The organism is Allolucifera butyrica (assembly GCF_900476375.1).
Taxonomy (GTDB): Bacteria; Bacillota; Negativicutes; order Sporomusales; family UPPP01; genus Lucifera; species Lucifera butyrica.
Map to the genome: position 1 here is coordinate 57383 of NZ_UPPP01000066.1, position 22346 is coordinate 79728.

The window sequence follows — 22346 nt, forward strand, 5'->3', positions numbered from 1 at the left end:
CTATTCGCCGACCGGACCGAAGAGAGCGGGCCGTTGGGCATAAAGCGCGTTAAAGAGACGAGCCATCTTCGCCAGCTTTTCCTCTGACGGATCGACAGTCAGACGGCCATTTTCTAAAGGCAGTGTCCATACCTTGCCGTCGCACCGGACCATTACTTTATCCTCCGTCAGGAAAAATCCCGGATTGGCACTGGACGCAAAATCCCCTTTCCGGCTGAACACAGTCGGTTTATCGGTGTAAGGACGGCCTTCCCAGGGACAAAAGGTGCCGCAGTTGCCGCATTCATTGCAATAGGCATCCAAATGCACAATCTGATAATAGTTACGAAATTCGCCGTTCCCTGCTACCGGCAGGGCGATATTGGCCCGGTTGGGACAGACCTCCACACACTTGTTGCAAACGGAATTGCATTCCAGACAACGCCGGTATTCCTGTTCACCAACGCTCAGGTCAACTTCGCGCGTTCCTTCGGCCGGCGCCGCCGACTGCAGGCAAAGCCCCCGCTTCTTGGCCGCGATGCGTTCTACCTGTGCGCTGTCGGCGGTAGCCGCTTTATCATCCGTTCTGCCCTGCCAGGCAGGATTTTCCCGCCGGCAAATAGCATCCGCTGCCTTCCGGCCGTCGGCAATACATTTAACAATGGAAGATGGCCCGATATGGGCGTCGCCTACCAGATAAACCCCTTCGCCGGCTGCGGCGCAACTCTCACTATCCGCCGCCGGCAGACCGGCCGCCGACTTGCCGATGCCCAAGCGTTGCAGCAAATCATAATCAATCTCTTCCCCAATGGCGATAATAACGATATCCGCTTTGATGGTCTTATACTCGTTGGTAGGCTCGGGTTTTCGCCGCCCGCCCGCATCGGGCCCGCCCAGTTTCATGACCCGGCAAACCAGGGAGCCGTCTGCTTCATACCGTTCCGGATTCAATAAAAAATAAAATTGCACTTGATCGGCTACAGCCATTTCATATTCTTCCCGGTAGGCCGGCATTTCTTTCTCGGTGCGGCGGTAAATGACGCAGGACGACTCCACGCCGGGTACCCGGAGCGCTGTCCGGGCGGCGTCCATAGCGGTATTGCCCGCCCCAATTACGGCGACCCGTTTGCCAATCCCGAGGGAAGCCGGATCGCTGTTGAACCGTTCCAAAAATTCGATGGCCGGAATGATTCTCGTCTCTCCCGCTAACGGGAAGGGTTTTCCGGCACCGGCGCCAACCGCCACCACCACATAGTTAAAACCCCGGGCCCGCAATTGGTCCGGCGTTAAACCAGGCTCCGAACCAAAAACAAAATTGACGCCGTGTTCTTTAATAAAATTGACATCACTGTCAACCGCTTCCTCGCTAATACGAAAACGGGGCAACACCCGCCGCACCGTGCCACCCGCCGACTCGCGGGAATCAAACACGGTTACGCTAAAACCCTCCCGGGCCAGAAAGTAAGCTGTTGCCAGACCGGCGGGACCGGCTCCCATCACCGCGACAGACACACCGTTTTTCTTACTCTTTAAGGACCAATTCCGCCGGTAAGCGGCAAAACCCTTTTTAACGGCAATCCGCTTGACTTCCCGGATGAGGACACAGCCTTCGTAATCCAGACGGGTGCAATGGTATTGGCAGGCATGATCGCAAATATGCCCGGTCATCGACGGCAAAGCATTCTTTTCATAAATCAGTTCCAGTGCCTCGGCATATTTTTTCTCGCCCACCAGCCGGATGTATTCGGGAATATCCTGATGAATCGGACAGGCTGCTTTGCAGGGCGCCTCCGCACAGTCGAACAGCGGCAGCGCTCCCGTCAGAGCGGCCCGGTCGCTGCCGCGGTAATGTTTCCGGGCATAGCCGGCGGTCAAGGCTTTGGCCGCCAGTTCCTTCACCTTGCGGGCATCAATTTGGGCCGCTTCCCAGCCTGCCATTGTTTCCAGTTTAGCCGCAATGGCCGACAGTCGGTTATAGCCGCCCGGCTTAAGCAGTTCCGTCGCCAGCGTAACCGGTTTGATGCCGGTGGCAAATACATCGGCCGCATTGTACTCACTGATTCCCGCCGAAAAGGAAATGGGCAGGGCGCCGTCAAACTCCCGGCAAATTTCAGCCGCCAAATTGATAGCCAGCGGAAACAGCGCCCGGCCGGACATGTACATTTCACCGCCGGGCAGTTTCCCCTTGAAATTAACCGAACCCAGCGTATTGGTCAATTTAACGCCGAAAAATAAGTTCTGTTCCCCGGCCAGCTGCCGCAGCCGCTTGAGCATGGGAATGGCGTCGCGGTACTGGAGGTCATGCTCAAACGAGACCGGCGACAATTCCACGTAATCGAAACCAAGATCGTCCAGTATGGACCGGACCCTGGGGTACGAAAGCAGGGTGGGATTCAGTTTTACATAGGTAGCCAGCTTCTTTTTCCGTAACATATAGACGCAGATCTTTTCAATTTCCTCAGGCGGACAGCCGTGCATAGTCGATAAAGTTACTGATTTGCAGATTTGCGGACTGATTCTCGCCGGTAAATCCCGGATCACTGCCAGCCGGTTTTCCAAACCCGTCCCATTCAGAAAAGTTCCCTCCTGAATGATGGCGGCCAGTTCCTGCTTGCCGCGGCTAAACGCCGGATGCTCCGCCGCATTTCTCAAACTATCAATGTACTTGTCCATGCGGGGAGACCGGATGCCTTCCATATTGTAGCCCACACTCATGTTAAACAAAAAGGAGGGCTGCTCCCCTGCGCGAAGGACAAAGACTTCTTCCAATAGATGAAGCAGAATCCAGGCTTTTACATATTCTTCGTAGGCCTTTTCCACGCTGTATTCACTGGACCATTCCGTATTAAACCCCTCGTCTTCGGCGTCGATACAGGGCTTGGCCACAGGCGGCTCTGTTTCCTGCACCGTTTTCAGCTCAATAAACCGGCTGCCAGCCAGATAGGAGGTGACAATATTCTGCGCCAGCTGCGTGTGGGGACCGGCGGCGGGACCAAGCGGCATTTCACAGGCTTCGCCAAAAAGAGTCGCCGTCTTATTACTTATTTTATGAAAAAAACTGGCTGCCGGTAAGGCAAAAATGGAACGATCCGCTGCATATTCCTGAAACATCCGGGTAATTAATTCCCGCAGGGGAATGGGCCGCATAATATCTGCCATTATATCTCCTCCCAATATAGTAATGGGCTCCCGGCGCGGGGCTCTGAGCACAGGGCCGGTAACAAAGAGCAGACCCTGCGCCGGGAGCCATGCGCGTTTATTTTCTGTATGCCGTAGTTTCCAGCGGTAATTTTGTCCGGATCCTGCCGTCCCGCCGGAGATAGGCGCCGGCTACGGCCGGGGCGATGGGAATTGCGGTAATTTCTCCCACACCTTTGGCGCCATAAGCTAAATCGGCCGGGTTTTTCTCCACAATAACCACCTCAATGGGGGGCACACCGCCGGCGCGGAAAAGACCCAGAGTGCCGAATTTCACCATAGGCACCCCGTCCCTAAGGGGAAAGTCTTCGGTTAGGGCATAACCCAGTCCCATGACTACACCGCCTTCGATTTGTCCCTCCAAACTGGTGGGATTTATCGCTTTGCCCACATCGTGGGCGGCCACTACCCTGGCTACTTTGCCGGCCTCGTCGAGAATTACCACGTGGGTAGCATAACCATAGGCCACATGGCTTACCGGATTCGGCTTATCCGAACCCATCGGGTCGGTTACTCCCGTATATTCACCGTAATATTCCCGCCCATCGAGCTCACCCAGACCGTTCTCTTTAAGATCCGCTTTCAGCTTCAGGGCGGCCTGACGGACGGCTTCCCCGGTAAACAGGGTTTGTCTTGAGGCCGTGGAGGTTCCCGCATTCGGTGTTATGGCCGTATCCGGAACATGTACGTCGACATCTTGGCAGTCAAGTCCGGCCGTCTCACACAGAATCTGAATCATGACGGTCGCCAGACCCTGGCCCATGCAGGCGGCCCCGGTCAGAATCACCGCCTTGCCGTTTTGCACCTGGATTTTGGCCCGGCCGGTGTCCGGCACGCCGACACCCAGGCCGGAATTTTTCATCGCGCAGGCGATGCCGGCGGCCGGGTTGGACGCAAAAACGTCCCGCACTGCCAGCAGCGTTTCCTTCAGCGCCGTTCCGGCATCGGCAACCTGACCGTTCGGCAGGACTTTTCCCGGCTCGATGGCGTTGCGAAACCGGATTTTCCAGGGCGAAAGCCCAACTTTTCCGGCCAGGATGTTAATATTGGTTTCCATGGCAAAACAGGATTGGGTCACGCCAAAGCCGCGGAAGGCTCCGGCGGGCGGATTGTTGGTGTACAGACCCAGACCGGTAATGTCGACATTTTCGATTTGGTACGGACCGGCGGCGTGGGTGCAGGCCCGCTGCAGCACCGGTCCTCCTAGGGAAGCATAGGCGCCGGTGTCGGCCAGAATATCCGCCTTCATCGCCGTAAACAGGCCGTTCTCGTCACAGGCCAGGGTAAATTCCATTTCCATAGCATGGCGTTTCGGATGGACCTGGATGCTCTCCTGGCGGCTTAAGGTCAATTTCACCGGCTTACCGGCATGCCAGGCCAATAATGCGGCATGATGCTGCACCGACAAATCCTCTTTTCCGCCAAAACCGCCGCCCACCATCCGGCTGATAATCCGTACCCGGCTATCCTCCACGCCCAGCAGGGATACAATGCCGTGATGGTCGTCATAGACATTCTGTCCGGACGTATATACGGTCAGCGTCCCATCGGCCTCCGGTACAGCCAGGGCGCTTTCGGGCTCCAAAAAGGCGTGTTCCGTTGGCGGCGTCATATATCGCTGGGTAACAACATATTTGGCCTTGGCAATGGCTGCCGCCGCATTCCCCCGCTTCAGCACCGTCTTGGCCAGCAAATTGCCCCGGGGATGAATGGAAGGCGCCCCTTCGGCCAGCGCTTCCCGGGGAGTCGTGACAGGTTTTCGTTCTTCGTATTCCACCTTGATTAACTGAACCGCCGCTTTGGCCACAGCCTTTGATACGGCGGCCACCGCCGCCAAAGCATCGCCAATATAGCGCGTTTCCTCCCCTTCGGCAATAAAAGCGGGCCAATCGGGAATGATATGTCCCTGATGGCGCCGGCCCGGTATATCGTTAGCAGTAATCACGGCTTCAACGCCGGGCAAAGCCCGGGCCGCCGCCACATCAATCCGCCGGATATAGGCACGGGCACTGGGCGAGCGCAAAACAGCGGCAAAAAGCATGCCGTCGACACGCATATCATCAACATATTCGGCGGTACCCAGTACTTTTTCCCGGGCATCTATCCGGGGCATCCTGTCGCCGAGTCTATACTTGCCATCCACCGGAATTTCCTGATTCTCGCGTAAAGCCCGGGCAGCCATTAATACGGCCCGCTCGATTTTTACATAACCCGTACAGCGGCAGACATTGCCGTGCAGGGCCTTTTTGACTTCCGCCGGCGAGGGATCGGGATTCCGGTCCAGAAGGCCCTTGGCGCTAATCACCATACCGGGAGTGCAGAAACCGCACTGCACGGCGCCGGCCTCGGCAAAAGCCCAGGCATAAACCTCCTTCTCCCGGCCGGACAGGCCTTCTACGGTAACAATTTTCTTGCCCGCCGCTTTGGCAAGGGTCAGCAGGCAGGCGCGGGTGGCCTTGCCGTCCACCAGTACCATGCAGGCGCCGCAAGCTCCTTCACCGCAGCCATTTTTGGCCGCTGTCAGCCCGGCCACGTCCCGCAAGTAGTCCAATAAACTGCCGTCGTCCCTGACTGTCACGGACTGTCCGTTCAAAAGGAAGGCAAACATACTCCCCCACCTTTCCCGGTAAAAGATCTGCGGCTCAAATACTTTCCACAGGGGCTCTCCTTCAGCCTGCCCCCTTCCACAACCTGGCGGCCGCGTAAAAATACATGCCGAACCCTGCCTGCCAATTCAAAACCTTCATAAGGCGTATAATCAACCCGCTGCCGCTGCCCGGCTGCAGTGATCGTTGTTCTCGGCGCGGGATCCCAGACTATAATGTCGGCGTCACTGCCGGCGGCAATGGTTCCTTTGCGCGGGAACAGGCCAAACAGTTTGGCGGCGTTGGTCGACGTTAACGCCACGAACTGATTCAGGCCGATCCGGCCCGTACACACACCGTAGGTATATAACAGCCCCAACCGGTGTTCTATACCGGGAGCCCCATTGGGTATTTTGCTAAAATCGTGCCGGCCGCGGTCCTTCTGGCCGGCGTAATTAAACGAACAATGATCCGTGGCCACCGTATCCAGCATGCCTGTTTTCAGCCCGCGCCACAACATGGCTGCATCCTCCGGCCGGCGTAAAGGCGGCGACATGACATATTTGGCGCCGCTGAAATCTTCCGTTTCATAACGGCTTTCATCCAGCAGCAGGTATTGCGGACAGGTTTCCGCATACACCGGAATACCGCGGGTTCTGGCTTCCGTAATCAGCCGGAAACCGGCTGCCGTGCTTAAATGAACGATATAAACAGGCGCCGCCGCCATTTCCGCCAGCGCGATTGCCCGGGACACGGCTTCCCGTTCCGCCGCCGCCGGTCTGGTCAGGGGATGAAACTTCGGCGCCGTATTTCCCGCTTGCAAAGCCTGCCGGACCAAAGCCGCCACAACATCACCATTTTCGCAGTGGAGCCCGATCAAAGCGCCAATCTCCCGGCTGCGCTGCAACGCCCGGAAAATAACGCCGTCTTCCACTTGCAGCACATTTTTATACGCCATATATAACTTAAAAGAAGTGACTCCCAGCTTAACCATATCTTCCATTGCGCAGTTCACATCGTCGCGCCAGTCCGTAATAGCCATGTGAAAACCGTAATCGGCAAAACATTTGCCCTGCGCCTTGGCATGCCAGTTCGCTAATGCCGCCTGCAGGGTTTCCCCCCGATTCTGGGTGGCAAAATCAATAATCGTCGTTGTACCGCCGCAAACCGCCGCCGCCGTACCGCTGGCAAAATCATCGGCCGTGGAAAAATCCCCCACTGGCAGGTCCAAATGCGTATGCGGGTCAATACCGCCGGGAAAAAGATAACAGCCGGCCACGTCCAGCACCGCATCACCGGCTTGGGACAAATCAGCGCCGATGCCGGCGATGGTCTCTCCTTCCAGCCGCACATCGGCTGCATAGCTGTCCACTGCCGTAATCACCGTTGCCCCTTTCAATACAATACCCATAATTGAAACCTCCCCCTAAACGGTGAAATCCCCGGCCGGATGCCACCGCCTCCCGCTTCTGTCTATAATATATATATAAAACCAAGGGAAATTTTCGCAATTATTTGATTTTAGCAGCCAACGGTGCGCGGGGACCCCAAAGGGATTCCCCGCGCACGTCATTATGCCTGAATATGAGTTCCGGTCCGGCCGGCGACCGCCATTTCCAACGACTGCGGATTGGTGATAATCGCCTTTTTGCCTCCCTTTTCCAGAAAGTGGATCACTGCCTGGATCTTTGGCAGCATACTGCCTGGGGCAAAATGCCGTTCCATTACATATTTTTTTAGTTCCGGCAAGCTTACCTGATCCAGAGCCTTCTCTTCGGGCTTGCCAAAATTGAGATAAACCTTTTCCACACCGGTGGAAATAATCAGCACATCTGCGTCAATCGCCGACGCCAGCAGGCTGGAAGCATAATCTTTGTCAATTACGGCGTCTACCCCTCTCAGGATACCGCCCGCATCCCGCACAACGGGAATTCCGCCGCCGCCCACACCGACTACACAATAACCGGCCTGAATCAAATGGGAAATTATGTCTTTCTCCACAATTTCCTGCGGCATTGGAGACGCTACTACCCGGCGGTAGCCCCGTCCAGCATCGTTAACCATAACCCAGTCGGGATGTTCCCGTGTTATCGCTTCCATCTGTTCCCGGCTATAGAAAGAGCCAATCGGCTTGGCCGGATTTTGAAAAGCCGGGTCATCCGGAGCAACCGCCACCTGAGTTACCACAGCAACGGCCATCTTGGCCATACCCCGTTTTTTAAACTCATTATCCAAAGCCTGCTGGATTTGATAACCGATTGCCCCCTGGGTATCGGCGCCGCAGCTCACCAGCGGCACCGCATGCATGCGGGCCACCTCCTGGGCAATTTCGGACCGGCGCAGAATAAATCCCACTTGCGGTCCGTTACCGTGAGTAACGGCCACATCATACCCTTGGGCAATCAAGCCGGTAATATGTCTTGCGGTTTCACACACCGCCTCATATTGGTCCTCCACCCGCTGATGGCTTTCATCCCGGATTAAAGAGTTGCCACCAATGGCAATGACAACTTTTTTGCGCATAGTTTATCTGCCGCCCATTAGCAGGGTCATGACGGCTTTGGCAGTATGAAGCCGGTTCTCCGCTTCGTCATACACGATCGAATGAGGACCGTCAATCACGGAATTTTCGACTTCATTGTTGCGGTCGGCCGGCAGCGCGTGCATATACATTACGTTTTTATCGGCGGTGGCCATCTTGGCTTCCGTACACTTCCAGCTTTTATGGGCCTTCAGTTTGTCATCTACGACAGCAACAGCGCCGGAGGCGGCAACCCCGGTCTGGTCCGTAACCCAGTTGCCCCAGTTTTTCGGAATTACAATATGGGCTCCCTCATACGCTTCGGCCTCATTATCGGTAACGGTTACGGAACCGCCGTATTTCTCGGCGTTGGCCCTGGCCTGGGCAATTACCCAGTCAGGCAGTTCCCAGCCTTTCGGATGGGCCAATACGACGTCCATGCCGTAGCGCGGGAAGAGCAATACCTGAGATACAGGCACGGAAATGGGTTTTTTATGACTTTCGGCATAGGCCCAGATGATAGAAACTTTCACACGTTTGAGGTCACCGATTTTTTCCTTCATCGTCATCAGGTCGGCCAAAGCCTGGAACGGATGATACAAATCGCACTGAAGGTTCATAATCGGCACGGTGGAATGCTGGGCCATTTCCGTCAGATATTTATTGCCGTAACCCCAGTTGCAATACCGGCAGGCAATGGCGTGGCCGAAACGGGACAAAATGATTGCCGTGTCTTTGGCGCTTTCGCCATGGGCAATTTGCATGCTGCTGGAATCAAGGAAACCGGCGTGACCGCCCAGTTGGGCAAAACCGGCTTCCATGGAATTCCTAGTCCGGGTAGACTGTTCAAAAAACATCAAGAACATGGTTTGATACTGCAAATAAGGCGTAGGAACCCCCATGGCAAATTTTTTCTTCAGGTCAAGAGAAACCTCCAGCATCGTATCGACTTCTTCCTTGGTGAAGTCCTCCAAATTAATAAAATGTCTGCCGCGGAAAATGGATTGCATTGTTAAAATCCTCCTATTTTTAATAATTAGTATTATACAGGAATCATTTATTTAGTTTCATTAGATTTTCGGTATTGGAAGGCATTTTGTCGGCGTATTGACGGACATACAGAGAAGGAATGGCGGCGTACATGGCCGCAGCGTTGATCAGTTCTTTCTTCCAGGTCCGCTCATTGGGAGCATGGGCCTGGTCTTCGTGTCCCGGACCGAAACCGATACAGGGAATGCCGAAACGGCCCATAACCGAAACGCCGTTGGTGGAAAAAGTCCACTTATCCAGCACCGGTTCTTCATTAAACAAATTACGGTAGGCGTCCAGCAGCGTGGAACAAACCGGATGATCCTCTTCAATCAGCCAGGTCGGGAAATAAGATTCCGTCGGATATGCCAACCCCGTATAAGACGGCCGTTCATAGGTGTACATGCTTACTTCCGCATTGGCTGCTTTAACGGCGGGCAGGTTTTTAATCTGCTGCATGGCATATTCGCCGCTTTCACCGGCCGTCAGGCGGCGGTCGATGGAAATCCAGCAGCCGTCGGCTACAGCACAGCGGGACGGGGAGGTATAGAAAATTTCCGACACCGTTAGACTGCCTTTGCTCAGGAATGGATGGTCCAGCAGGTTCTCATGCAAGGCTTTCAGTTCATTCAGAATGGGCGCCATTTTATAGATGGCGTTTTCGCCCCGTTCCGGCGCCGAACCGTGGCAGCTGATTCCCCTGGTTGTCACCTTAATTTCCATCCGGCCCCGGTGGCCCCGGTAGATTTTGCCGTCTGTCGGCTCGGTCAGAACTACAAATTCCGGTTTGAGTTTGTCTTCGTTGATAATGTATTGCCAGCATAATCCGTCACAATCTTCTTCCTGCACCGAACCCACAATGACTAATGTGTAATCGTCGGCCAAGCCCAGTTCTTTGATGATCTTACCGGCATACACCATGGAAGCCATACCGCCTTCCTGGTCACTGGCGCCCCGGCCGACAATCAGTTCATCATCCTCATAGCCCTGATAAGGGTCGTATTGCCAATTGTCCCGGCTGCCGATACCAACTGTGTCAATATGGGCATCCATGGCAATGAGATGTTTGCCGTGACCGATATAGCCCAGAATGTTCCCCATAGGATCGATGGTGACTTTGTCAAAGCCCACCTTCTCCATTTCCGCTTTAATCCGCTGAATTACTTTCTCTTCCTGACAACTCTCGCTGGGGATGGCAATCATATCCCGCAGAAACTTCGTCATTTCCGGCTGGTATTTTTTTGCCAATTCCAAAATCCTTTGAAATTCCGTACTCACGCTGTATATCCCCCTTCTTATCCGGCAACATTCGAACAACGGTTACCAAAGCAATTTTTTAATTGGTTATTCTTGCAATTATCATGCCAAAAAACAAGTTCTCCCTAATCGCCCTAAATCTCTGAAATTTGAGAATGTCCTTTTACTGGTAGGGGCAATTTTCTTGTCTCATATTGAGACAATTAATTTCCTTTCGAAATTTATGAAAATGTTCTTTTCTCCGCTATTTTATATTCTTTAATTTTCCGGTAAAGTGTAGCCCTGCCTATCCCCAGCATCTTGGCGGCTTCATCTTTATTGCCGGTACTGCTGGCGATTTCCAGCGCTTTGGCTATGGCATCCCGCTCCAATTCGGCCAGATTCAGAGACTGCACTCTGGCAGGAAGGGGTGCCTGGGTTCTGATGCGCCGCGGCAGCGTATCGGCCGTAATCGTATTGCCTGTGGTCATGGTTACCGAGTACTCAATGACATTGCCCAGTTCCCGCACATTGCCGGGCCAGGTATAATTCATGAGTACCTGGATGGCTTCCGGGGTGATCGCGACATTTTCTTTGGCTATCAGACGGCTGTAGTAATCGGCAAAGGAACGGGCCAACAGGGGAATGTCCTCCTTACGCTCCCTAAGAGGCGGTATGGAAAGTGGAATCACGTGGAGCCGGTAATACAAATCCTCCCGGAACTCGCCTGTTGCCACCAGTTGCTCTAAATCCCGGTGGGTCGCGGCAATCACCCGGACATCAATGGGAATGGACCGGGTGCTGCCGATGCGCTCCACGCGCCGTTCCTGGAGAACCCGCAGTAATTTGACCTGCAAGTGCAGCGGCATATCGCCAATCTCGTCTAAAAAAACCGTTCCCAGGTGAGCCAATTCAAATTTTCCCAGTTTACCTCCCCGCTGGGCCCCCGTAAAAGCGCCTTCTTCATAACCGAATAGCTCGCTCTCCAGTAAATTTTCGGGGATCGCTCCGCAATTAATGGCAATAAAAGCATGATTTTTCCGTTTACTGCTTTGATGAATCGCTCTGGCAAACAATTCCTTGCCGGTCCCGCTTTCTCCCTGAATGAGCAGCGTAGAACTGCTCTGGGCCACGCGGTAGGCAACTTCCCTGAGTTCCAGCATACGCCGGCTGTCCCCGAGAATCTGGGAAAAATCGGTCTCAATCCCGCTAACGGTAGCATCCTTGACTATTTTTTTTACTTGCTGCACATCTTTCAGAACAATTACGGCCCCTTCCGGTTTGCCCTGCGTATTAATAGCAAAAGCATCGCAAAAAAGTTTTCCTAAAGTCCGTTTACCGCTCACCTGGCCGGAAAAATTACCGTTTTGGGCAACGGCCTTCCATAAATTATCACTGTCTAACAGGTCTTTTAGCAATAATTTTTGTTTATCCGGAATAGCCAGGATTTTTTTGGCTACTTTATTATAATTGGTAATCATTTTCTGCTCATCGACAACCAAAATTCCGTCATTCAACAGGTTAAGAACCGTAATCAGCTGGTTGGTCAAAACTTCCTGCTGCCGGCTCTGATAATTTTCCACAAGCTTGCCGGCAATCAACTCGGACATTTTTTCCAGATACCGGAGCAAAGATTCTTTATTATCCAGTAACCGCTTGGCCTGTTCCGCATCAAAACTTATGAGGCCGATAACCCCGATCGTTTTGCCTTCCACTTTGATCGGCGAAGCAACTTCGGCATTTTCCGAACAGTGGCCGTGATGGCAGCAGGGAAGACACAATTCATGGTCGCCGGGATTCTGAATGATAATCGCTTCCCCCGTTGTCAGCACATGACGGTAGACAAACCCCTCATCCATTACTTGACCGCACCGGCTGTGGCATTTTCCTGTGCCGGCTACGCGAACCATATCCTGGTCGGCAATCTCCACTTCGATTTTCAGCACTTCGGCAATGGCTTCCGCTGTTTGCTGTACTGTATTTTGTATATCGCGCAGGTAGTACATGAGGTCATCACCTTTCCGGAAGGCTATCTCTCTATTCCCATCCTCCAATTCGACCCGGCGAGTGTTTTTTCCTCTCCTTTACTACTTTGTCTATTATGCATATTGCGGTGCGGGATATTCCCCTCCCCACACAATGCTGGCATATTTAACCGGGTCTGTATCGCCTTCGGTGCTGAACAGCAGCACCCGGGAATTCCGGTCGAGCTTCAACTTATCCTTTAACTGTTTCAGTCCTTTGTCCCTCATGATTACATTCAGTAACCCGGCCGTAACGGCGCCGGACTCGCCGGATACAATCCGCGGGTCGCGGCCAAGCGGACTGGCCAGCATGCGCATGCCCAAAGCGGAAACCCAGTCGGGACAGGAAACAAATAAATCGCTGTAGTCCCTGAGCACTTCCCAGCCGATTGTGTTAGGCTCGCCGCAAGCCAAGCCGGCCATAATCGTGTCCATATTCCCGCCGACAAAATGAGGCGCACCATCGCCAATACTGACCGACTTATAAAGACAAGCCGCCCGGTTTGCCTCGACAATCACCGTAATCGGACGTTCATTACCAAACAGGGAGGCAAAATAGCCTTGCACGGCACCGGCCAAAGAACCAACCCCGGCCTGTACAAAAATATGCGTGGGCTTTTCTATTCCCTGCCGCTTCAGTTGGCTAAGCGCCTCGGCAGCCATTGTCCCGTAACCCTGCATAATCCAGGTGGGAATATCATAATATCCTTCCCAAGCCGTATCCTGCACGATGACCCAGCCGTACTTGCTTGCATTTTCAGCGGACAGACGCACCGCATCATCATAGTTTAAATCCGTAATATAGGCTTCCGCACCTTCTGCCCGGATATTCTCCAACCGGCGTCTGGCTGTTCCCTTGGGCATATAAATCACTGCTTTTTGCTGCAAGTGCCTGGCCGTCCAGGCGACACCCCGGCCATGATTGCCGTCCGTGGCGGTGGTAAAAGTAATTTCCCCCAGTTGGTTCCTGGTTTGGGGCGAAGTCAGCACCGGAAAAGGCATTTCACTGATATCTTGATCCAGTTTTTGCGCCAAATATCTGGCCATTGCATACGAACCGCCCAACACTTTAAAGGCATTCAAACCAAACCGGTAAGACTCATCTTTTACATAAACACCGGCAACTCCCAGTAAATTGGCCAGTGTATCCAGTCCCTGCAGCGGCGTTTCCCGGTATTCCGGCAAACTCATATGAAACTGTCTTGCTTTAAAAATTTCTTTTTCCCCTAAAAAATCAACGGCAACCTTGGCTTTATGAACCGGCTTCATGGTATTGCCGATCCATTCAATCATATCTGCCACGTTCCTGTCTCCTTCCAGTCTTATTACTCGCTACTGAGCCTGCTAAAAGCGTCTACGTTGTTGCGGCTGCGCGTTCTCACTCAACGTACATCTGAGTACGCCTTCGTTCGAATGCTCGCCGCGCCTAGTATCGCATCTTTTTTAAACAGCCTCGCTACTATTTAGTAGCAAAATTCGTGCCAAAAGTAAACAGCGCTCAACTACGAAAGTTGGCCTGCTTTCCCTCAAAACAGCGAGAGCAGCTCCCGAGACTAACAGTATCATATTGATACTGTTAGTCTCATAATAAAATTATTTAATCATGGCATTCCCATTTTTCCTGCAGGATGCCATATTCCGGTGGCGAATGTTGTATATAAAGAGAGGTGCTACCGATGGATCTAATTTTAGTAAACGGAACCGTTTGGACCGGTGATGCATCATTGCCTTATACCGAAGTGCTGGGTATCGCCGGCGGCGTCATTCAGGCCGTCGGCTCAGAGACCGATATACTGGCCCGGCGCAACCGTCATACGGAAATCATTGATCTGGCCGGCCGCTTTGTCCTGCCCGGCTTCATAGATAATCATACCCATTTTATAACAGGCGGTTCTTATCTGCGGCAAATTGATTTGCGTCAGGCCAAAAGCCGCAGTGATTTCCAAAACAGCATCGCCCAAAAAGCCGCTCAGCTCCCGCGCGGATCTTGGTTAACCGGCGGCAACTGGGACCATCAACTTTGGCCGGGTGCTCCCCTGCCGTCCAAAGAATGGGTTGACCCGCAAACACCCCATGTTCCTGTTTTCGTAACCCGGTTGGACTTGCATATGGGTCTGGCTAATTCCCTGGCTCTTTGCCTCGCCGGGATTAATAAGGAAACCCCTGACCCGCCGGGCGGCACGATTGTGCGCGATCCGGCAACGGGTGAACCGACAGGCATATTAAAAGATACCGCCATGGATCTCATCCGTCGCGTTATTCCCCCTTCTACCCGGAAGGAACGGGATGCGGCCCTGGAAGCGGCTCTCTGCCACTTTTCCCGGCAGGGAATCACTTCCGTGCAGGACATTACCGGCTGGGACGACTGGGATACCCTGAAGCGGTTTCATACCGGCGGCAAGCTTTCTGTGCGCGTTTACGCCCGCACACCGGTTACCGACTGGGAACGGCAGTTGCAGTATATCACCAGCAACGGCAAGGGTGACGCCTGGTTAAAGCTAGGCGGCGTCAAAGCCTTTGTTGACGGGTCTCTGGGTTCGTCCACAGCTTACTTCTTTGAACCGTATCAAAATGAGCCGTCAAATTACGGCTTACTATTTGAACAAATGGTTCCCGACGGCATCATGACCGAACGCCTCACCGCCGTTGACAAGGCCGGACTGCCTATTTCCGTTCACGCCATCGGCGACAGAGCCAACCATATTTTATTAAACATCATGGAAGAAATCATTGCCCGTAACGGCCCGAAAGACCGCCGGCTGCGTATTGAACATGCCCAGCATCTTACACCTGCCGATATCCGGCGCATGGCAAAATTAAGAATCCTCGCTTCCGTACAGCCCTATCACCTGATTGACGACGGCCGTTGGGCAGAAACAAAATTGGGAACCGAACGCTGCCAAATGGCCTTTCCCTTCCGTTCCTTATTAGACGCCGGCGTTTCCGTAACCTTCGGCTCCGACTGGCCTGTGGCTCCGTGCAGCCCGCTACTCGGCATCTATGCCGCCGTCACCCGCCGGCCTATCGACGGTTCCCGTCCGGAGGGATGGGTGCCGGCACAAAAAGTCGGTGTAGAAGCAGCCATTCGCGCTTATACAGGGACCAGCGCTTACGCGGAATTTGCCGAAACCCAGAAAGGAATGCTTACCCCCGGCAAACTGGCCGATATGGTTGTCCTTTCCCAAAATCTATTATCCATACCGCCGGCGGAGATACCCGGTACGGAAGTTGTGTACACCATCGCCGGCGGCCGGATTACATACCAAAACTACTAGATGGGACGAGACGTCCCCGGCTGTATTCACCAAAAAGCAGCCATTGAAATATATTAAAAGAGAACGGCATTAAGCTATTAACTGATAAAGCTTTGCCGTTGTCTTGGCAAGGAGGCTGTTTTATGCCCCCCAAAAAATCCCGGGCAATAAAAATCGTTCAAAAATACGTTCTGCTATTTGCCGGTTCCGCTTTGGCCGCGATCGGCCTGGAGGAATTTTTGGTTCCCAACCAGATCATTGACGGCGGCATTGTCGGCATATCTATAATGGCCAGCCACCTTACCGGGCTTCCCTTAAGCTTCTTGCTTATCTTTCTTAACCTGCCTTTTTTATATTTGGGATATAAGCAAATCGGCAGGACATTCGCCCTATCCACCTTATTTTCCGTATTCTCCCTGTCTTTTTGGGTCAGTTTTCTTCATGTTACCCCCGAAGTAACCCGGGATCTCTTTTTAGCTGCCGTATTCGGCGGCATTACCGTGGGAATCGGGGTTGGTCTGATTATCCGCTATGGCGGTTCCCTGGACGGAACCGAAGTAATCGCCATTCTGCTTGACAAACGGACCGGGTTTTCGGTAGGTGAAATCATCATGTTCATGAACCTGTTTATTTTGGGCAGCGCCGGCCTGGTTTTCTCCTGGGATAAAGCAATGTATTCCCTGGTCGCTTACTTTATTGCGTTTAAAGTGATTGATATAACCATCGAAGGCCTGGATGAATCCAAGGGCATTCTCATTGTCACGGATGAACCGGAGGAAATTGCCCATGCCTTAATGGCCCGCCTGGGCAGGGGAGTAACCATTTGGCAGGGCGAGGGCGGTTACACCGGCGAACCCCGTAAAATTCTTTATTCCATTATTACCCGCCTGGAAATTGCCAAATTAAAAACAATCATTTATGAAAAAGACCCTAATGCATTTGTTACCGTTAATGAGGTCCACGACGTAATGGGCGGTCAAGTGAAGAAGCGGGCGATTCATTAGACGGAACCCGCTGTAAACTGTCAGAAAGGGGATATGTGATGCTTACCATCGGAATTTTATTATTCCCGCAAGTTGAAGAGCTTGATTTTATTGGCCCCTTTGAAATACTAAGCTACAGTAATAAAATCCAGCCGGGCAGTGTGAATATATCGCTCGTCGCAGAGTCGGCCGAACCGGTACGGGCCTTTAACGGCCTCACCATCCTTCCTGACACCATTCTTAAGAAATGCCCGCCCCTCGATATCATTGTCGTCCCCGGCGGCAAAGGACGGGTGCAAGCCATGCGCAATCCGGCAATTCAAGACTGGCTGCAGCAGCAGGCTAAAACAGCCTATTATATTACATCGGTTTGTACGGGCGCTTTTCTTCTGGCCGAGGCAGGTCTGCTGCGTGGCAGGAAAGCCACAACCCACCACGCGGCGCTGGCCGAACTGGCAAACTACACGGACGTAACGGTACAAAAAACCAAGGTGGTTCATGATGACCGGATTATTACCGGTGCCGGTGTCAGTTCTGGCCTGGAACTGGGACTTTACCTCCTGGTTTTGCTGTTTGGTAAACCCTTCGCTGCCGAAGTGGCCCAAAAAATCGAATACAACATCAATTGGGAAGCATTACCGGCAGTAAGAGTTGCAAAGATTAAGAAAGACCGCTAATGCGGTCTTTCTTAATCACCATCCCCAATTACGTAGGACCGGTCCGCTTGAAAAACTCGTTTGCCAAAAGGTTCTTTCAGGCGCCGCTGATAGTTTTGGCCGGCAACAGCCGGCCAGAAAGCAATAAATACCAAGGGTCCGGCAAGAGACGTATTCACCGTTCTATGCCCCCAGCCGGCCGGTATATAGGCAATCACATCCGGTTTCATTTCCACCCATTTGGTTTCATTCCCCTTTTGCAGCAACAGTAAACCGCGGCCGCCTAAACAAAAAAATATCTCCGCACATTTCGGATGAATATGATAATGTCCCCTGGTCATAAAAAATTCCCCGTTTACCGTGCCCGGAAAGAGGACGGTAACTGCCTGCAGCAACTCGCCGGCAACAAGGGGAGCTGTTTTTTTATATACTCGGTAAACAGTTTTATTTTCCTGCAAAGCCATCTGGTGCCTGATTTCTTCAGCCACGAAACAGCCCTGTAAATCAGACAACTTGCGCTCTTCGTAATCATCGGCATTATATAAAAGACTGTTTTGCCGGTCAAAAGCGGTAAAAAATCCCGCCGGAATTTTTTCGTACATCATTTATCTCCTTCCGCCCATTTTACCGAGGGAGAAAAGATTCACAGTTGCTCTTTTCTCCCTTTCATTTATACGAAGGACGGCCCGGCATTATGCCTAAAAACCCTATTCCGGCAGCTTTAGCTCAGTCACCACTTTTCTATACACCTCATAATCAGCATCGCTGAATAAAACAAACCGGATTTCTTGCAACGGGTATATCTGCAGTTGGCTGAATACCGTACGGAGAGCCACCGGAGCCGCCAGTCTGATGGGATAACGATAAACACCCGTGCTAATGGAAGGAAAAGAGAGGGAATGAATGTTATGGCCGGCCGCCAGCTTTATACTATTGCCGTAACAGGCAGCAAGCAGTTCGGCTTCCGCATCCCGGCCATGATAAACCGGACCGACCGTATGAATAACATGCTTCGCCTTGAGACGGCCGCCGGTGGTAATAACGGCTTGTCCGGCCGGGCATCCGCCCTGCCGGGCGCGAATGCTATCCAACTCCCTCATTATAGCCGGTCCGCCGGCAGCATGGATGGCGCCGTCGACCCCGCCTCCTCCCGCCAGACGGCTGTTGGCCGCGTTGACCAGTGCCTCCGTATCCTGTTCGGTTATATCACCGCGTAAAATTTTTATTACTGTATCATTCCATTTGACTTCCATCGTATTTTCCTCCCTGCCCTGCAAAATAACCATTTTCGTTAAGACCTGTGCAAAGTAAACAACGCAAGTTCGGCCGGACAACCCAGCCGGAACGGCAGCCATTGGCCGGTGCCGCTGTGAACATAGGCGCGGCGGTTGCCTTCGTTATACATACCGCGCATGAAATGGTATTGCAGCGGCAGAACTGGCTTTCCGAACAGCCCGATTTGCCCGCCGTGGGTATGCCCGGCCAACGTAAAGGGGATCTTGCCGGCAAAGGCATTAAAGATAAAATCGGGATGGTGACATAGCAAAACAGAAAATGCGTTGGCCGGCACATTCCGGACCGTCCGGGCAAAAAAATCATGCCGTACCGCCTCCTGGTCCTTGCCATTCTTCGCCCATGGATAATCAACCCCCAATAAATAAAAAGGCTGACTGCCACCGATTATTTCTTGCGCCTCGTTTACCAGCAAATGAATGGGCCTGCCTTGCAAGGCGGCTCTAATTTTACGAATATCGTGAAAATATTCATGATTGCCCCAGATATAATAGATGCCATAGGGTACGGCCGCACTAAATTCGCTCAACCGGTTCAGGGTTTTCTCCAGTTCATCCATGTCGTCAATCAAGTCTCCCGTCACAACCAGTAAGTGAGGCTTCTCCCTCTGCGTAAGGGATAGTACCTTAGCCAGACGTTCCACGGAAAAAAAAGGTCCTATATGAGTATCACTGATCTGGGCAATCTTAAATCCATCAAGAGCGGGCGGCAATTCCGGCCAGGCCAAATTGAACCGGTTGACAGCCATATCGGCAATACTGCCATAAACGCCCCCGGCGCTTAAACCAAGGGATAGGGTCGGAACAGCCACCAGACCGCGGCGTAAAAATTCGCGGCGGCTGATCCCGCTGTTTACAGTCTCATCTGCAGCGGAGGCCGGCTGCCGGGTTGCAATCCAAAAGATGCCATAGACAACCGGGGCCAGTAAAAAAAAGAAAACCAGTCCAATCACCCAGACATATCCCATATACAAAAGCAATCCGTATATTTCCCGTCCCATACCGGCGGCAAACGGTTTCCAGCGGCTGCCGGTCATGAGTAAAAGCCCCAGTCCGGTCATAAGCCAATAATGCCGCTTCCAGCGTTTAAATTTGACCGGAAACAGCCGTTTTAACCATAAATAATCCAGCAGGCTGATCACCAGCGGGACCAGTAGTAAAAACAAGAGAAAAGGTGATGGGGTCCGCATAATATCTCCCTTGCCACCGGAATTCCAAGTGGCTATTTTTTATTTTACATCTAAATACCAATTCTATTCTCCACCCGCCAGGGGTGCTCCTTCGTAAAACAAGAAAAACCGCTTAGCGCGGTTTTTCTCATTTATTAGCCAATATTGTATTTCTGCAATTTCTGGTAAAAGCCGGAGCGATGAATGCCGAGCAGTTTGGCGGCTTTACTTTTGTTTCCGCCCGCAGCTTCCAGAGCCTGACAAATGGCCTGCTTCTCCGCATTGTCCACCATGTCGGACAAATTGGCCACTCCGATTCCGAGAGTTTGTTTCTTACGGGACTTTTTGCAAATCTGCGGCAAATGTTCCGGTATGATCATCTGCTCGTCCTCATCCATCAGATTGACCGCCCGTTCCAGCACATTCTCCAGCTCCCGGACATTGCCCGGCCAATCATAGTTCAATATATATTCCATAGCGTCATCCGAGACCCCTTCAGCCTGATTCGGCGCCTGCTCGCTAATTTTATGCAAAAGAAATTGACAGAGTGCCGGTATATCCTCCCGCCGCTCTCTAAGCGGCGGGATATGAATGGGAATAATATTCAGCCGGTAATATAAATCCTGACGGAACTGACCCTGCTCAATCATATTTTCCAAGTCCCGGTTCGTGGCGGCGATAACCCGCACATTAATCTTCAGGGACTTGGTTCCGCCAACCCGTTCAATTTCCCGTTCCTGCAGCACGCGCAATAATTTGGCCTGCATAGCCACAGGCATGTCGCCAATCTCGTCCAGGAAAATTGTTCCGCCGTTAGCCAATTCAAATTTACCCGGCTTGCCGCCTTTCTTGGCCCCGGTAAAAGCGCCTTCATCATAGCCGAATAATTCTGATTCCAGTAGATTCTCCGGTACCGCCGCGCAGTTAATTTTAATAAAAGGACCACTGCTTCTTGGACTGGCATTGTGAATCGCCTGGGCAAAAACTTCTTTGCCGGTGCCGCTTTCCCCCAGAATAAGAACGGTAGACTGGCCTTTCGCCGCTTTCAGCGCAATGGATTTGAGATAGTTAATGGCGGAACTGTTGCCCACAATCTGTTCTACCGTATATTTGCCGGTATAAAGCTTGCGTAATTCTTCCCGGTAATATTCCAGTTCCGACTGTAACTTACTCATGTTACTGGCAACCATTTTCAGGTCTTTTAAATCTTTAAATAATACTTTGCCGACAGCCCCGACCACTTCCCCGTCTTTAATAATCGGGATACGGGTTACCACGCTGTTATTCTCCTTGATTTTTTGGATTTCCATCACTTCGGCCTTGCCGCCCTGGGCCACAACATGCATGCGTGTATTGGGGATGACGTCGGCAACATGCAGACCAATAGCCTGCCGGGCATCAATGCCGAGAAATTCTCCGTAGGATTGGTTCATCATCGTTATATAGCCATTTTTATCGACAATGACGATGCCTTCAAACAAACTGGCAATCGCCGATTCCAAAGTACTCTTCAGACTCTTTACGTTTTCCAGCTCTGCGGCGACCGTCTGCAGTTCCGTGATATCCTGAAAAATGGCCACAGCGCCGACAATCTTGCTGCCTTTCAAAATCGGCGAACGATTGGTGACAATCTTGCAATTGCCGATAAAAAACGGCTTGTTTAATTCCGGCTGGCCTGTTTCCAAAACCCGTTTCAGACCGGTATTGGGGATAATTTCATCAATGGAATGCCACATTACCTCTTTGCGGCTCAAGCCGGTAATGGACTCGGCAGCATCATTGAAGATGTTGATTTTTCCCTCCTCATTGACGGCAATTACGCCATTATAAACGGAATTCAAAACAGCCCGCATTTTTCCGGTTATTAACAAAGCATTTTCCGTCAGAAACCGGACCAGATCATTTTGCCGCAGCGTGCCGACAGGGCGATTGGCCGCATCGGCCACCGGAAAAAGGTCATATTTATAAAAATCAAAATTTTGTAATTCTTTAACATTCATATTGGTGCGAAGAATCAGCATATCGGAGAGCATCACTTCATTGACCCGGCGCCGGCCGGCGCCGTCAAAATCATCTGCTGCCATCGCGTCAATCAATTGGGATTGTTTTACCCAACCGATAATCCGTCCCCCGTCATCAACAACAGCGGCCCCTTGAGCTGCTTTTTCCGCCATTGCGATAGCCGCCTGCCGCAGCGACATGTCCGGAGCAACAATCGCAACATTAGGACTCATCAACTCACGTATGAGCATAGTGCACCTCCCGAGTCCAACCTGGATTCTTTTTAGTGATAATTCGACAACATAATACTAAATTCCTCTGCCTGTACATCTTTTTAGACATATAGAAAGCCCGCCCGCGAAGAAAACCCCCCGGGAAATTTTTCCGGGAGGTTTCTTACTTATATGCAAGCGGGAGCT

At 52.3% G+C, this 22346-nt stretch carries 15 protein-coding genes; 3 read left to right on the plus strand and 12 right to left on the minus strand.

What is annotated here, in order from left to right; all coding sequences use genetic code 11:
* The 8 genes from ygfK to dpaL all read right to left on the minus strand — a co-directional run bounded on the left by ygfK (position 1) and on the right by dpaL (position 13865).
* Positions 1-3138 carry a putative selenate reductase subunit YgfK gene (gene ygfK, locus LUCIF_RS09390; RefSeq protein WP_122627620.1) on the minus strand — a complete coding sequence of 1046 codons (3138 nt, stop codon included), beginning with the start codon at positions 3136-3138 and terminating at the stop codon, positions 1-3.
* 97 nt (positions 3139-3235) lie between these two features.
* On the minus strand, positions 3236-5785 hold the full coding sequence (xdh, locus tag LUCIF_RS09395; protein ID WP_122627621.1) for a selenium-dependent xanthine dehydrogenase: 2550 nt from the start codon (positions 5783-5785) through the stop codon (positions 3236-3238).
* Positions 5767-7173, minus strand: a complete 1407-nt coding sequence (gene hydA, locus LUCIF_RS09400; RefSeq protein WP_122627622.1) for a dihydropyrimidinase — start codon at positions 7171-7173, stop codon at positions 5767-5769. The genes xdh and hydA overlap by 19 nt, the downstream gene beginning before the upstream one ends.
* Before the next feature lie 161 nt (positions 7174-7334).
* Complete coding sequence (gene arcC, locus LUCIF_RS09405; RefSeq protein ID WP_122627623.1) at positions 7335-8285, minus strand: carbamate kinase; 951 nt, start codon at positions 8283-8285, stop codon at positions 7335-7337.
* A 3-nt stretch (positions 8286-8288) separates the two neighbouring features.
* Positions 8289-9293 (minus strand): ornithine carbamoyltransferase, encoded by a 1005-nt coding sequence (locus LUCIF_RS09410; protein WP_122627624.1) that lies wholly within the window; start codon positions 9291-9293, stop codon positions 8289-8291.
* A 43-nt stretch (positions 9294-9336) separates the two neighbouring features.
* Positions 9337-10590, minus strand: coding sequence for a YgeY family selenium metabolism-linked hydrolase (locus tag LUCIF_RS09415; protein ID WP_122627625.1), 1254 nt, complete (start codon positions 10588-10590; stop codon positions 9337-9339).
* 200 nt (positions 10591-10790) lie between these two features.
* A complete protein-coding gene (locus LUCIF_RS09420; protein WP_122627626.1) occupies positions 10791-12554 on the minus strand; it encodes a sigma 54-interacting transcriptional regulator in 1764 nt (587 codons plus the stop codon).
* Between the two features lie 93 nt (positions 12555-12647).
* Positions 12648-13865, minus strand: coding sequence for a diaminopropionate ammonia-lyase (gene dpaL / locus LUCIF_RS09425; protein ID WP_122627651.1), 1218 nt, complete (start codon positions 13863-13865; stop codon positions 12648-12650).
* A gap of 383 nt (positions 13866-14248) precedes the next feature.
* Between dpaL and LUCIF_RS09430 the strand changes: the two genes are divergently transcribed.
* The 3 genes from LUCIF_RS09430 to LUCIF_RS09440 all read left to right on the plus strand — a co-directional run bounded on the left by LUCIF_RS09430 (position 14249) and on the right by LUCIF_RS09440 (position 17486).
* On the plus strand, positions 14249-15847 hold the full coding sequence (locus LUCIF_RS09430; RefSeq protein WP_122627627.1) for an amidohydrolase: 1599 nt from the start codon (positions 14249-14251) through the stop codon (positions 15845-15847).
* A gap of 122 nt (positions 15848-15969) precedes the next feature.
* The gene (locus LUCIF_RS09435) at positions 15970-16830 is read left to right on the plus strand and encodes a YitT family protein (protein WP_122627628.1); all 861 of its coding nucleotides are present in this window, start codon (positions 15970-15972) and stop codon (positions 16828-16830) included.
* 38 nt (positions 16831-16868) lie between these two features.
* Positions 16869-17486 carry a DJ-1/PfpI family protein gene (locus LUCIF_RS09440; RefSeq protein ID WP_122627629.1) on the plus strand — a complete coding sequence of 206 codons (618 nt, stop codon included), beginning with the start codon at positions 16869-16871 and terminating at the stop codon, positions 17484-17486.
* An 11-nt stretch (positions 17487-17497) separates the two neighbouring features.
* Here LUCIF_RS09440 and LUCIF_RS09445 read toward each other — a convergent pair whose 3' ends face one another.
* The 4 genes from LUCIF_RS09445 to LUCIF_RS09460 form a co-directional block, all read right to left on the minus strand.
* Positions 17498-18070 carry a glucose-6-phosphate isomerase family protein gene (locus tag LUCIF_RS09445; protein ID WP_122627630.1) on the minus strand — a complete coding sequence of 191 codons (573 nt, stop codon included), beginning with the start codon at positions 18068-18070 and terminating at the stop codon, positions 17498-17500.
* A gap of 102 nt (positions 18071-18172) precedes the next feature.
* On the minus strand, positions 18173-18718 hold the full coding sequence (locus LUCIF_RS09450; protein WP_122627631.1) for an O-acetyl-ADP-ribose deacetylase: 546 nt from the start codon (positions 18716-18718) through the stop codon (positions 18173-18175).
* A gap of 38 nt (positions 18719-18756) precedes the next feature.
* Positions 18757-19947 (minus strand): metallophosphoesterase, encoded by a 1191-nt coding sequence (locus tag LUCIF_RS09455; protein WP_122627632.1) that lies wholly within the window; start codon positions 19945-19947, stop codon positions 18757-18759.
* Positions 19948-20081: 134 nt separating this feature from the next.
* Positions 20082-22178 carry a sigma 54-interacting transcriptional regulator gene (locus tag LUCIF_RS09460; RefSeq protein ID WP_122627633.1) on the minus strand — a complete coding sequence of 699 codons (2097 nt, stop codon included), beginning with the start codon at positions 22176-22178 and terminating at the stop codon, positions 20082-20084.
* Positions 22179-22346 lie beyond the last annotated feature (168 nt).

Bases quoted from the DNA above. Each gene is read 5' to 3' on its own strand.
- LUCIF_RS09460 (WP_122627633.1), bottom strand. From the start codon at position 22,178: ATGCTCATACGTGAGTTGATGAGTCCTAATGTTGCGATTGTTGCTCCG.
- LUCIF_RS09430 (WP_122627627.1), top strand. From the start codon at position 14,249: ATGGATCTAATTTTAGTAAACGGAACCGTTTGGACCGGTGATGCATCA.
- dpaL (WP_122627651.1), bottom strand. From the start codon at position 13,865: ATGATTGAATGGATCGGCAATACCATGAAGCCGGTTCATAAAGCCAAG.
- arcC (WP_122627623.1), bottom strand. From the start codon at position 8,285: ATGCGCAAAAAAGTTGTCATTGCCATTGGTGGCAACTCTTTAATCCGG.
- xdh (WP_122627621.1), bottom strand. From the start codon at position 5,785: ATGTTTGCCTTCCTTTTGAACGGACAGTCCGTGACAGTCAGGGACGAC.
- LUCIF_RS09445 (WP_122627630.1), bottom strand. From the start codon at position 18,070: ATGATGTACGAAAAAATTCCGGCGGGATTTTTTACCGCTTTTGACCGG.
- LUCIF_RS09440 (WP_122627629.1), top strand. From the start codon at position 16,869: ATGCTTACCATCGGAATTTTATTATTCCCGCAAGTTGAAGAGCTTGAT.
- ygfK (WP_122627620.1), bottom strand. From the start codon at position 3,138: ATGGCAGATATTATGCGGCCCATTCCCCTGCGGGAATTAATTACCCGG.
- hydA (WP_122627622.1), bottom strand. From the start codon at position 7,173: ATGGGTATTGTATTGAAAGGGGCAACGGTGATTACGGCAGTGGACAGC.
- LUCIF_RS09450 (WP_122627631.1), bottom strand. From the start codon at position 18,718: ATGGAAGTCAAATGGAATGATACAGTAATAAAAATTTTACGCGGTGAT.
- LUCIF_RS09455 (WP_122627632.1), bottom strand. From the start codon at position 19,947: ATGCGGACCCCATCACCTTTTCTCTTGTTTTTACTACTGGTCCCGCTG.
- LUCIF_RS09420 (WP_122627626.1), bottom strand. From the start codon at position 12,554: ATGTACTACCTGCGCGATATACAAAATACAGTACAGCAAACAGCGGAA.
- LUCIF_RS09410 (WP_122627624.1), bottom strand. From the start codon at position 9,293: ATGCAATCCATTTTCCGCGGCAGACATTTTATTAATTTGGAGGACTTC.
- LUCIF_RS09435 (WP_122627628.1), top strand. From the start codon at position 15,970: ATGCCCCCCAAAAAATCCCGGGCAATAAAAATCGTTCAAAAATACGTT.